Below are 13,518 nucleotides of genomic sequence, written 5' to 3' on the forward strand. Positions count from 1 at the left end.
AGGCACCGCTGTGGCGCGTGGCAAGCGGCGATGGCGTTCCATCGTCTACCTGCTCCTCGGCATGGCGGTGCTCCTGGCCCCAGTGGTCCTCACCCAGATCAAGAACAACGAACAGGCCAGGATCGCCGAAAACTACTCCCAACACGTCGCCCAGCTGGGCAGCTCCACCAGAGCCGAACAGCTGCGACGTGCCCGGCAGTACAACAGACAGTTGCAGAACGGGACGATCCGGGATCCGTGGGGAGAGCCCCCCGACACCGGATCTGCCCACTACCGCGACTACATGTCACAGCTCAACCTCGATCAGGCCATGGCTCGGGTGCGGGTGCCGTCGGTGGGAATCGACCTGCCGGTGTATCACGGCACCTCACAACGAGTTCTGGCCACCGGTGTTGGCCACTTGTACGGTACGGCACTGCCGGTCGGGGGAGTGGGGACGCACAGCGTGCTCACGGGCCACACCGGCCTGGCGACGTTGACGATGTTCGACAACCTCACGCATGTGCAGGTGGGAGACATCTTCTACGTCGACGTCATGGGTGAGACCTTGGCATACAGGGTGGATCGGGTCCGCGTCGTGGAACCGACCGATCTGGACGCCATCCGCCCGGTGAAGGGTCGCGACTACGCAACCTTGGTGACGTGCACCCCATACGGCATCAACTCTCACCGACTCCTGGTGCGGGGAGTTCAGACGACACCCCCGCCGCCCGAGCCACCGCAGCGCTACCACAGCCCGTGGCAACCGTGGATGATCGCCGTGCTCATCGTCGTCCTCCTCGTCCTCGTCTACCTCATCTGCTGGTTGGTGTCGAGACGACGTCACGACAAGGACGAAGACAACGATGGTCCCGCTCCGCGCCGGGGCGCGGACACGACTCACGACGCGGAGCCGCACACCAACGGCTCGGGCGTCATAGCAGACCGAGACGATCCGAGGAAGGCATGACGATGGATTCACGACGTCATGAGGCCCAGCCTCCCCTGGTGAGGCGCTTGGTGGCTGCGCTGGTGGCCGTACTGCTCACCGTCGCCGGGGCCGGTACGCCGATGACTGCCAGTGCCGCCTCCGGCGCCGGGAGCAACACACTGGTGTTCGTCAAGCGCGCCGGTGAGGGCGAGGCCCCCGGTGAGTCGCTGGAAGGCATCGTTCTGCAGGTCAATCAGGTTCTCGACGTCAACCTCGCTTCTGCCGATGAACTGCGTCAGCTGGTCAACGAGCAGCCGGCAGTCCTCACCCCGGCGTCGAGACATCGTATGGGCCCGGATCACCGGGCGGTCACCGACTCTGACGGTCGGGCTCGTGTCGACGGGTTGCCCAACGGTGTGTACCTGGTTCGGGAACGTCCGTCCCGAGTGGGCAACGTGGCCTACTCGGTGGCGACCCCGTTCCTCGTGGCCCTGCCCAATCCCCAGTATCATCCGGATCAGAAGCGTTCCCACACCGTGGAGGTGGCCCTCAAGGACCAGCCGATCTCGGTGCAGATCGCAGCCACCCCGTCGACAGTGGCCCCCTGTGACCAGGTGCACCTCCGACTCACCGGAACCGCACCCGAGCCCGACGTGCACGACAAGCTGTATCGCTACGTCATGGTGACGACGATGGATCCGGCCCTGACGGATCGCCAGGTGCGCCGGGTGTGGATCGACACCGGTGCATCCACCGTCGCGCTCGCCCGGGGCAGGGACTGGACATCGCGCGTCGATGAGAGGTCGCACGCGGTGGTCATCGACCTCACCGAGTCCGGGCTGGCCAGGCTCGCCCGGACCCGATCCGGCAACCCGCGGGTTCGGGTGGAGGCCGAGGTGGTGGCCACAGCCAGCTGCCAGAGCGTTGAGGGCAGAAGGTTGACGATGTCGGTGGGGTTGTTCCCCGACGGCTGGCAACCACCCATCGACCTCGGCAGAATCACCGACACCGCGGCGTCGACGGCGCAGACGAGCGTGCTGGTGGCTGCACACGCCACACCATCGAGCTCCGTGGCTCCACCAGCCCCGGATCGGCCTGGCACCAACAGTCCAGGCTTGGTCGGGCCTGGCCTGCCGTCCACCGGTGCGCTGGGTGCAGCAGGGGGGATCGGCACCGTCATCGTGGCGGTCATCGCCGTCCTCGTCGTGGTACGGCGTCGCCAGCGTGACAAGGAGGAAAGCCAGTGACTGGACGAATTCGTACTGGGATCGGGAACATCCTGTCCTTCTGCCTCGCGCTGCTGCTGGCTGTCATGACGGTCCAGTTCGGCCAGGCTGTCGTGTCCCAGACGACCACATCCGCCGAGGCTGCCCCCGTGCCCAAGGCCGGTGACCTCACCGTTCCGGCTGCGAATTCCACCGGGGATGCCACCACAGAAGGGAGTGGCCCTGCCAGCAAGTGGGACTGGAAGGGATGCCAGTTCCGCACCCCGGAAGGCCGCAACGGCAGTGGCAACCCCGTGACCGGCAATCCCGCCCCACAGATCTACGCCAACTCCCTGTGCTGGATCGACTGGACGGGTGTCGACTTCAACAAGGCCACGTCGACCACCCCGGTCCATGTCGAGCGATCTCTTGGGAGGTATAGGTTGAGCTTCGACCTCACGCGTCCTCTCATTAAGGAATACAAATCCGGGAAGTGGACCGACTCGGAACAGACGATTGAGGTCTTTCCCCACAACACGAACACCGGAAACTTCCGCAGCGACATTGGAACCTGGAGCGGCTCGGCATTCGGCTGGAACATGTTTGGTGCACACCTCGGCGACAGCAGTCGACCGGTGATCTTCTCTGACACGAACAAGCATTCCGGCACTGGTAACCAGCAGTTGGTGCGGTTGCACCTCACCAATATCAGGCTCACGGACACCACCGACAATTCCCCGGTGATCAACTACACTTTGACGATGGCGGATACCGAGTCCACGACCGGTGGCGAGGGACAGTCCGTCGACAATCTCGATGACACCTACGGAAATAACATCAAGTACGGAATGCTGCCCAATGGCGCGAGGTGTTCGGAAGGCAACTCCAACGTCGAAAACGGGCTGAGGCTCGAAGGGTCGGGCCCCAGCTGGGAGTGGGGCAGATCGGTCATGACCAGCTCAGGGGCCAACCGCAAGAAGCGCGATTTTGTGTGCGTATCCGTGGGTTCCGGGAAGATGTTCGTTGCCACGACCAAGGCTCCCCAACAGCTTGAGCTGTCTTCATGGACAGGTGCTCAGGAGGGCATTGGCTTGGCGATCAACTTCAGCCGCGTCTCTGGCAAAACGAGTCAACCGGACACCTCCTACGAGGAGGCTGTCACTGGTCAGAAGACCACTTTCGGTCTGTCGGCCAGGACGTCCGAAGGTAATTCCATTGACCTGCCCGAAGATGGTTCCGGTGCCGCCGTGGCCCGAGAGAACTCCGACGATACCTTCCTCGCTCCCAAGGGCGACCTCATCTTCACCTCGACTGCTGCAGGTGCACAGGCTGACAAGGCGCTCCTGCGATACAAACCGGAATGGAAGTGCACCGTTGGTGACGGAGAGGTCTGGACCATCAATGACGGATCGGACAATCCAGACTTCAAGCTGAACAACAAGGGGGCGTTCAGCGAGCTCACCGTCATGAACAACATCAACCGGGACAATCAGCCAGTCGACTGCCAGGTGAACTGGGTGAGCAAGTACGATCGCGCCAAGCTCAACCTGTCCAAGACGGTCAAGGGCGACGCCGCCCAGTTTGACTCCGTGCAGGGGCGCACCTACCAGATTCACTACGACTGTGGTGATGGCACGGACGCCGACTCCCCGTTTCGCAAGGCCGACTTCGTGGACGCCTACCCCGACGTCACCACCGCCAGTGGCGCCAACGGCGTCACCCTCAGCGGTGAGGTGAAACTGCTCTCCGGTGACAAGGTGACCCGCGACAACCTGCCAGCCGGGGCGTCGTGCACTCTCTCCGAGACGTTCACCGACATCAAGACTCCGCCCGCCCCCTCCGGCCTCGACCTCACCCAGACGTGGACGGGTCAGGGTACCGACGGCAAGACGCCCGACACCGACGTCACCGTCACCGACGGCAACGGCACCCATGCCACCCGCACCCGCGTCGTCACCCTGCAGAAGCTCGTCACCGGCCAGACCTCCGGTTCTACGACGGCCGTCAACACCTACACCCAGCGCATGGGTACCCTGCACGTCGACAAGGAGCTCGTGAGCTCCCAGGGTGACGGGGCCATCGCCGCGCTGTTCGGCAGCGCGTCCTCGCGCAAGTACGACTTCGACCTCACCTGCCCGGCTGCCAACTACGACAAGAAATTCAGCCTCACGATCTCCGAGCAGGGCAACGGGTACTCCAGCCCCGCGACCGACATCAAGGTTCCGGTGGCCGTGGACTGCTACCTGCATCCCCTCACCGGCCTGAGCAATGACGAGGGAACCAAGTTCGAGTTCGAGGGCCGTGACGTCACGGTCAACGGGGGCAAACCCATCGCCCCCGAGCCGGACTCCAGCACCTACAAGGGCTCGTACAAGGTGAAGTTGCCCGACTACTCCCCCAGCGAAGCCGAGTCCAGCGCCAAGATGCACCTGCGCACCAGCTACGACTACGTTCGTCGCAATGTCACCATCGTGGACCAGGTCGACGGCCCCGGCCGTACGGCCGCCGAGGCAGGCATCCGCTCCTTCTCGGTGAACTACACCTGCCGGTATGGTGCCGATGACGCCAACACACTCCACGGCGAACTCACCGTGCCAAAAACCCAGTCGACCGACGGCATCACCGAATTCACCGCCCCCATCAAGAACGTTCCGGTGGGTGCCACGTGCACGATTTACCAGGATGGTGTCGCGATATCCCCGTCCACCCTCGACATCGTCAAGGCGACGGGTACCCAGCTCAGCTTCGCCGATGCCAACGATGCGACCACGGTACTGTCCAACGATGAGGCCAGGACCAAGCCCATCATGACGGTGCAGACCACCGCGGAGACCAATCAGAACCGTGTGCTCATCACCAACGGTTATGCACCGGTACTCGGCACCGTGCGTCTCACCGGTGCCGTCGTCAACCCGGATGGACGCACCGACATCCCCGGTGACCTCACCGTGAAGTTCGACTGCGGCAGCCGCACCGTGGTGGGCTCCGACGGTAGGACCTATCGATCGGTGCCCCTCACCGGTGCTGTCACCGTGGCCTCCGGCGGCAGCGCCGTACTCAAGGCCAACACCGGCAATGTGAACGACGATGCCTTGGTCAACGACCAGAACGGCGTCATGGGTGTGCCCTACGGCCAGACCTGCCAGTTCTTCCAGACCCGTCCCGATGGCCTGTCCACGGACATCAGGTTCTCCAGCGATGCCAATCAGCAGAACATCACCATGGGCAAGGCCACCACGGACGCGAACCGGCAGGCTGCAGTCACGGTGACCGACACCTTCACCAGTGTCTCCAAGGGCCTGACCATCAGCCGCGCAGCAGTCGGTACCGACTCCAAACTTGCCCAGAACGTCAGCTACACCCTCTCGTGCACCACGAGTGCCGGTGAGCCCATCGATCTCGGTTCGGACGCCTCCTTCACCTTGGGTGCTGGAACGACTGGGGCGACGGCGTCGGACACGAAGACCTTCACCGGTCAGCAGATCCCCAAGGGCAGTACGTGTCATCTGGCCGAGGATCGGTCCGGGACCGGTGCGGAGACCTACCAGCGCACGTCCCAGCTCAAGGGCGGGGGTACCTTCCCCGTCACCCGCACCAGTACGATGCAACTGGCCGGCGGTTCCGACCTCGTCCAGAAGTCCGACGGCAGCAAGAACCCCATCGAGGCCGATTTCACCGTCGGCATCCAGTCCTCACTCACCATCGACACCGAGTATGGTTTCGTCAACACCCAGCTCACCTTGGACAAGGATGTTGCCTTTGCCGCTGCCAAGGACGGATCCGACGAGACCTACATCTCGCCGCAGCGCAAGGCCATCAAACACAACCGTGCCTTCCCGATGACGGTGAACTGCACCACACCCGACGGTCAGCCCTTGGACGGTTTCAGTCAGCCGATGAGTGACTACACCGGCACCGAGACCAACCCGACGAATGTCGAGAAGGCTCCCACCCTAGTCTCCGGGGCGGTTCCGGTCGGGTCGAGCTGTATGGTGGCCGAGGGGGCGTCCAGTACCTCCACTGGTATCTCGCTCGCCACGTCAATTGCCGTGGACAAGGCCAAGAGCGACTCCGCCGAGGGGGCTCAGCGTACTTTCTTCGTCCGCCCGACAAACGCTGCCGATGGGGTACCGGTGAGTGTCACCAACACCTATCGACGTAATCTTGCTCCGGTCAAGCTTTCCAAGCACGCCGAGCTGCCCGGCAGCATCCAGAAGGCCTACGACGAGGCCAACGCCCTGCGTCCGGATCTCGATCAGAAGATCCCGTACTACACCCACTCGTTCACCATGACCTGTCTGGATCCCAAGGTCACTGGCTCGGACGGCAGGGAAGACGTTGTGCTGGGCACCTTCCACGGTCAGATCACCGGTGCCGGCACCTATACCTTCCCCGACGTGCCCTCCGGCACGGACTGCTCCATCGTCGGTGACCATTTCGGTGAACTGGGGCTGTCCCTGCAGGCCCCCAGGCCCGACAATCCCCAGCAAACGGATCAGCTCAAGGCCTACCTCAAGCCCAAGCAGATCAAGTGGGTCGCTGATGGCCGCAACGACAGTACGGCCAAGGTGGAATCCGAGGACGTCGTGGCCAAGGCGGGTGGCACGACGACGTCGGACACGTTCCAGACGGTTGCCAGCGGAAACGCCATCGACATCTACAACAACTACCGGTATGTCACCAGCCCGGTGCAGCTCACGAAGAAGGTCGTGACGACCAGCTACGGGTTCGACAAACTCAACACGTCCAAGCCCACCTTCGAATTCGACGTCTCCTGCCGCGCAGTGGGTCTGCAGACCTCAACCGGTGGCGGTGATCTGCTCGGTGGTGGCCCCACCTTGCCGCATGAGGTGACGTGGGACCAGATCAAGGGCGCCAGTCCTCACGCCGAGGGCAAGAACCCCAACACCGGTCAGGACAACATCAGCCGTAGCTATAGTTCCGACAAGGTCAATGTGCCGGCTGGGGCGACGTGCACCATGACCGAGAAGAACGTCACCGGTACACCGCAGTCGATGCAGGTCAATGCAGTCCACTCCGGACCACTCGTCGTCACCGGTGAGGCCCCCAGCTCCGCCGCTGACACCGGGGCCACCGCCGATAAGATTCCGGTGCGCTCCTCGTGGGACTTCGTCAACACCTACACCCGACGCATGATCCCGGTGCGCCTCGCCATGATGCAGGCCAGCTCTTGGGCCCGTGAGGATCCCGAGGGCTACCAGGTCGACGTCTCCTGCCACGACACCGCCACGACTCATCGGGTGGAAACCTTCACCCGTGACCAGGCCGACTCCTCGACCTCGGTAGCCAGTGACTCGGCTCCCACGAGGGCCCGTACCATCGCCTTGCCGGCCGACAGCTCGTGTGATGTGTCCCTTGCCGGCAGCAAGGCCTTGGCCGCGCGCGGTGACTTGGAGGTCACCCAGGGCAGCCGTACCCCGTTCGTGGTGTTCGGTCAGTGGGACGGCAATGGTGTGGCAGCTGCGAGCAATCCGAAGGACGACCCGGTGAGGACCCCCGTCGATCAAGTGACGGCTGAGCAGAAGTCGTACACGTACTCGATCGACCTGCCCGCCGACATCAGTGTGCCCACTGGCAAGGATGTGGCGATGACGGTGGGTGCCGAGGCCGTGCACCTCCATGCCTCCGCCACACCCTCCCTCATCAAGATGGTGTCCGGCGGTATCGCCCAGAACGCCAGGATGACCTTCACCAGCCCCTGTTTCCCCGATGACAAGTTGACCCAGACCATCAACCCCGGCGATGAACTGCAGTTCAAATCGGTGCCGGTGGGAACGTCGTGTGAGGTCACCGAGACCGACGGTGGAATCGCCAGCGTCGAACCCTGGCTGAGCGTCTCGGACAAGGGCAAGTACATCGGAGACGACCCCGGTGTGACGAACACCAGCGCCGTGCGCAAGAGTGACGGAACAGTGGTTCGTGCTGGGACGCACAGTGTGAATTTCCTCGTCAACCCCGTCAATGATCCCGCTGACCTGTCGACCAGCGGCGATGGCTGGAGGATCACCGTGCTGGACACCTACCCCTCCATGCAGGTGACCAAGAGGATTGCCGGAGCGGCGACCACCTCCACCCTCAACGGCCCCGTGGACACCGCCATGCTGGACCCCGACGCGACGACCATGGACGTCACCTACACCATCGACGACAACGGAGGGTTCGACCTCACGAAGTTCACCCTCAAGGATCCGTCACTGGCGGGCAGGCAGGTCCGCTCGCAGGATGGTGGTGGTGCCCAGTCGAGTCAGACGGTCGACGCCGACGGCACCATCCCGGCCGGAGCCTGCAACCTCGACCAGGCCACCGTGAAGGCTGGTGACAAGACGTCGTGCACCATCACCGTGGAGCTGGGGGAGCCGAAACCACCGGCATGGTTGAAGGTCCCCGCCGGTGCCGTGACGGTGAGTGCCACGGTGGCCACCACGGCCTCGTCGGTCGGTGAGATCACTGCCACGTCCAATACGTACGGGGCGATCCGGCCGGTCGCCAGCCTGTTGCCCACCACGGGCATGCAGACCCTCCTGCTGGTTCTGCTGCTTGGTCTGGTGATCCTGGGTATCGGCCTGTGGCAGCACCGTCGCGATCAGTGAGCCGTGCTCGGTGAGCAGTCACGGTGACTCTGCCCGAGATGGGTCGGGCCAGAACGGATCGGTCCAACGCGGTTCCGTCCAGGTCGGGGCAAGCCAGGCTGGTTCCGCCTCGGTGAGGGAGCACCGAGGGGGACTGCCTCCCCAGGAGCCACCACGTCCGGAATCGCCCCGGCGTGGTTCAACACGCCGGTGGCGATCCCTGTTGTGGATCGTCATCGGTCTGCTCATCCTGCTGCTGCCGGTGCCGTTGACCCTGTGGAACGACTACCACGTCCACCAAGTTGCCGAACAGTACTCCCGGCTGGCTGCCAAGGGGCTCACCTCGGAGCAGAACGCCAAACTGCTGCGTCAGGCCCATGCCTACAACCGGAAGCTGGCCCGTGCCGGGCATCACGCCCTGCCTCCCGAACCCGCCACGCCGGGGTTCGACGACTACATGAGGGTCCTCAATGTGTCCGGCTCCGAGGGGGCGCTGGGGCGTGTCACCGTCCCCTCGGTGGACATCGACCTGCCGGTGTACCACACGACGCGCTCCGACGTGCTCCATCGCGGTGCCGGGCACATGTTCGGATCCGACCTGCCTGTCGGCGGGGCGGGGACGACGTCGGTCATCTCAGCGCACACCGGCATGGTCAACGCCTCCATGTTCGACCGGTTACCCGCCTTGGGCAAGGGTGACGACGTCTACGTCACGGTGGCCGACCAGACCCTGCGCTACCGGGTGCGCGGCAAGCGTGTCGTCGGACCCCACGACTACAGGGCGATCACCTACGAGCATGGTGTCGACAAGCTCGTCCTGGTCACCTGCACTCCCTACGGTCTCAACACCGATCGGCTGCTCGTCGAGGCGGTTCGGGTGCCGGGCACGGCTGCCGCACCCCCGAGCAGCTGGCACCTGTCGCTCAGTTGGTGGATGATCCTCGACATGCTGCTCATCGCAGCCATCGTGTGTTATCTGCTCATCTCCCGGTGCAGACGCAGGAGGAAGGAGCAGCGGGTGGACAGGTCTCAGCCTCCCGACACGAACCGGTAGCCCATGCCGGACTCGGTGAGCAGGTGGCGCGGGTTTCGAGGATCCGGCTCGAGCTTCTTGCGCAGCTGGGAGAGGTAGAGCCGCAGGTACCCGGTGTCGGTGACGTGCTCGGACCCCCACACCTGGGTGAGCATGGTCTGACGAGTCACCAGACGTCCCTCGTTGCGCACCAGCAACTCCAGCACCTTCCACTCGGTGGGTGTGAGTCGCACCGGTCTGCCGTCACGCAGCACACTGTGGGCAGTCAGATCGACGGTGACGTCACCGAATCCCACGACCAGTCCGGGATCCTCGGGTTGGGGAACGCGTCGGCCCAGGGCACGAATCCGGGCGAGCAGCTCGTCAATGGCGAATGGCTTGGTGACGTAGTCGTCGGCACCAGCGTCCAGGGCCGCGACGATGTCGTTGGACCCGCTGCGACCCGACACGACGAGGATTGGGGCCTGGGACCAGCCGCGTATCGCCTCGATGACCTTGATGCCGTCCAACCTGGGCATGCCCAGGTCCAGCAGGTAGAGGTCGGGGTGACGGTCGACGGCGACGCTCAGGGCCTCGGCGCCGTCACGGGCCAGCAGCACCTCGTAGCCGCGAGCGGCCAAGGTGATGCGCAGTGCCCGTAGGATCTGCGGGTCGTCGTCAGCGATGAGGATTCTCATCACTCCTCCTCATCGATGTCGGCGCTTTGGGCGTCGTGTAGCGAGATCACCATCGTGAGCCCACCACCGGGGGTGGACTCGGGCTCAAGTGTGCCGCCCATTCCCTCGATGAATCCCTTGGACAGGGCCAGCCCCAGTCCCAGACCGGTCGTCGTGTCGGTGTCGCCCAGGCGCTGGAAGGGTACGAAGATCTCCTCGCGGCGCTCCGGGGCCACCCCGCGACCATGATCGACGATCCGGATCTCGACCCGGTTGGCGAAGCATGAGGTCGTCACCCGCACTCGGCGGCGATCGGGCTCGTAGCGCATGGCGTTGGACAGCACGTTGACCACGGCCCGTTGCAGCAGCACCGGGTCGGCGCAGGCCTCCGGAACCGTCTGGTCCAGGTCGAGTTCCACCTCTCCAGGGCCCACGTGCAGCTCATCCAGGCAGGCCAGCACGACGTCAGCAGTGTCCACAGCCGTCGTCATGACGGCGAGCACACCCGACTGCAGACGTGACACGTCGAGCAGGTCACGCACCAGCACCGACAACGTGCCCAGGGCCTCGTCGGCGGTTTGCAGCAGTTTCGCACGGTCCGCAGCACTCAACTGTGCGCCCTGGTGGCGCAACCCGCCCACTGCTGCCGAGGCTGCGGCCAGTGGACGACGCAGGTCGTGACCAGCCGCGGTGAGCAGGGCAGTACGCACCTTGTCGGTGGCCGTGAGTGGCTCGAGCTCGCGAGCGGTGGCCTCCAGGTCACGGTGTTCCAGGACGTTCTCGACCTGGTTGGCGATGGCCGACATGAGCCGCAGGGCCGGGGCGTCCAGGTGACCGTACAGGTTCAGGACTCCGTGGTCCCCCACCGGCACGGTGGTGGGGACGTCGGTCATGACACCGCACTCCTCGACGACCTCGTCGGCAACGACCAGACTCATCCCGTCCAGTCCCAGGGTGGCGCGGCTGCGTTCCAGTACCGCAGAGATGGCGTCCTGGCCCTGCAACATCGACTTGGCGATGGTCTGCAGCAGCTCTGACTCCGCCGAGGCCCGTCGGGCCACCCGGGCCCGTCGGGCGGCCCGGTCCACCACCATCGACACCCCCACGGCGGTGACGATGTAGAGCAGCAACGACACCAGGTGCTGGATCTGGCCCACCGACACGGTGAGCCGTGGGTTGATGAAGAAGAAGTCCAAGGCCAGGCCGGACGCCAGAGCGGCCGTCACCGCAGGCCAGAAGCCGCCGATGATGGCGATGACCACCGTGAGCAGTACGTAGGACAGCACGACGACGGCGAGCATCTCGGGACCGCGGGCTGCGGTCAGCCCCCACGTGAGCACCGGGCCGGTCGTTGCCAAGGTCGCGAATCCGACGACGCGTCGGCGCACCGACACCGCTCCCGCCGAGAGGTTGGGCAGTGTGAACCTGGCGGCAGCGGCATGGTTGACGATGTGGACGTCGATGTCACCGGACTCGCGGATGATGACGCTGCCGATTCCCGGCCCGGACAGCATCTTGGTGAGCCAGCCGCGCCGGGTGGCGCCGATGACCAGCTGGGTCGCGTTGACCGAGTGCGCGAAGTCGATGAGGGTGGCCGGAATGTCGTTGCCAACCAGTTGGTGGAAGGTTCCGCCGAGAGTAGTGACGAGTTGACGCTGCCGGATGAGCTCGGTGGGACGGGGAGCGCGCAGCCCGTCCTCACTGGAGACGAAGACGGCGATGAGTTCCCCGCCCGAGGACCTGGCGGCGATGCGTGCACCGCGGCGCAGCAGCGTCTCGCCCTCCGGCCCGCCGGTGAGCGCGACGACGACTCGTTCCCTGGCCTCCCAGCGCCCCTCGATACCGTGCTCCTCACGGTACAGTCTGAGGGCTTGGTCGACGTCGTCGGCCATCCACAACAGCGCCAGCTCGCGCAGGGCGGTGAGATTGCCCAGCCGAAAGTAGTTCGACAGGGCAGCGTTGATCCGCTCCGAGGGGTAGACGTCACCCGACGAGAGCCGATCACGCAGGGCCTGGGGTGCGAGATCCACGACCTCCACCTGATCGGCGTGGCGCAGTACGGTGTCGGGGATCGTCTCATGTTGGACGATTCCGGTGATCTGTTCGACGACGTCGTTGAGCGACTCGATGTGCTGGACGTTCACCGTCGAGATGACGTCGATCCCGGCATCGAGCAGATCCTCGACGTCCTGCCAGCGTTTGGGGTGATCGGAGCCCGGGGCGTCGGTGTGGGCCAGCTCGTCGACCAGAGCCACCTCGGGGTGACGCTTCAGGAGGGCCCGGACGTCCATCTCGTCGAGCTCGACACCGCGGTGGTCCACCTGCCGACGCGGTACCTGAGGCAGGCCCTCGGCCATCCGGGCGGTCATGGTGCGCCCGTGGGTCTCCAACAGTCCGATGACGACGTCCACGCCATTGTCCTGCAGCCTCTTGCCCTCCTCGAGCATGGCACAGGTCTTGCCGACCCCGGGGGCGGCCCCGAGCAACACCCGGAGTCGCCCACGATTGCCCATGTCAGCCCTTTCGTAGATCGAGGGCCGCGTTGAGTTCGAGCACATTGACCCTCGGCTCACCCAGGAAGCCGAACTGGCGCTCGCTGGTGTGATCGTTGACAAGCGTACGCACATCATCGGAATCCATGTGGCGAGCATGGGCGACCCGATCGATCTGGATGTCGGCGTAGGCCACACTGATGTGGGGATCCAGGCCGGAGCTGGAGGCCGTCAGGGCGTCGGCGGGAACCTTGGACTCGGCGACCCCGTTGAAGGACGCCACTCGAGCCCTGCGCTCGCGCACCGCCCTGACGAGTTCGGGGTGTTCGGGGCCCATGTTGGACGCCCCGGAGGCACCACCGTCGTAACCGTCGTCACCGGCTGCCGAGGGACGGGACTGGAAGTACTGGGGCAGTGGCCTGCCCCTGTCATCGGTGAAATTCTGCCCGATGAGTGAGGAACCGACGACTCGTCCGCCCGACTCCAGCATCGAGCCGTTGGCCTTGTCGTGGAAGACCAGCTGTCCCAGACCCGTCATGACGAATGTGTGGAGCACACCGACGACGAGGGTGAGTACCAGGATGGCCTTGAGGCCGACCCACAGATTGCGCAATGTGGTGTTCACGGTGATC

7 protein-coding genes are annotated in these 13,518 nt (G+C 64.8%); 4 read left to right on the forward strand and 3 right to left on the reverse strand.

Annotated elements, in window-relative coordinates:
- Window positions 1-10: 10 nt before the first annotated feature.
- The 4 genes from CKV91_RS02455 to CKV91_RS02470 are packed head-to-tail and all read left to right on the forward strand — an operon-like array spanning window position 11 to window position 9,759.
- Window positions 11-949, forward strand: a complete 939-nt coding sequence (locus CKV91_RS02455; RefSeq protein WP_065860770.1) for a class C sortase — start codon at window positions 11-13, stop codon at window positions 947-949.
- On the forward strand, window positions 946-2,157 hold the full coding sequence (locus tag CKV91_RS02460) for an isopeptide-forming domain-containing protein (protein WP_065860769.1): 1,212 nt from the start codon (window positions 946-948) through the stop codon (window positions 2,155-2,157). The genes CKV91_RS02455 and CKV91_RS02460 overlap by 4 nt, the downstream gene beginning before the upstream one ends.
- Entirely contained in the window at window positions 2,154-8,726 is a 6,573-nt protein-coding gene (locus CKV91_RS02465; RefSeq protein ID WP_065860768.1) for a DUF5979 domain-containing protein, read from the forward strand. Before CKV91_RS02460 ends, CKV91_RS02465 begins: the two co-directional genes overlap by 4 nt.
- A gap of 10 nt (window positions 8,727-8,736) precedes the next feature.
- Window positions 8,737-9,759 carry a class C sortase gene (locus tag CKV91_RS02470; RefSeq protein ID WP_197691357.1) on the forward strand — a complete coding sequence of 341 codons (1,023 nt, stop codon included), beginning with the start codon at window positions 8,737-8,739 and terminating at the stop codon, window positions 9,757-9,759.
- Here the strand turns inward: CKV91_RS02470 and CKV91_RS02475 are convergent.
- The 3 genes from CKV91_RS02475 to kdpC are packed head-to-tail and all read right to left on the reverse strand — an operon-like array spanning window position 9,735 to window position 13,517.
- Window positions 9,735-10,415, reverse strand: coding sequence for a response regulator (locus tag CKV91_RS02475; protein WP_021103727.1), 681 nt, complete (start codon window positions 10,413-10,415; stop codon window positions 9,735-9,737). The genes CKV91_RS02470 and CKV91_RS02475 overlap by 25 nt on opposite strands.
- The gene (locus CKV91_RS02480) at window positions 10,415-12,883 is read right to left on the reverse strand and encodes an ATP-binding protein (protein WP_197691377.1); all 2,469 of its coding nucleotides are present in this window, start codon (window positions 12,881-12,883) and stop codon (window positions 10,415-10,417) included. The genes CKV91_RS02475 and CKV91_RS02480 overlap by 1 nt, the downstream gene beginning before the upstream one ends.
- A gap of 25 nt (window positions 12,884-12,908) precedes the next feature.
- Complete coding sequence (kdpC, locus tag CKV91_RS02485; protein WP_036957214.1) at window positions 12,909-13,517, reverse strand: potassium-transporting ATPase subunit KdpC; 609 nt, start codon at window positions 13,515-13,517, stop codon at window positions 12,909-12,911.
- Window position 13,518: the final 1 nt, after the last annotated feature.

Origin of the sequence: Cutibacterium granulosum (assembly GCF_900186975.1) — a bacterium.
GTDB classification, from domain to species: domain Bacteria; phylum Actinomycetota; class Actinomycetes; order Propionibacteriales; family Propionibacteriaceae; genus Cutibacterium; species Cutibacterium granulosum.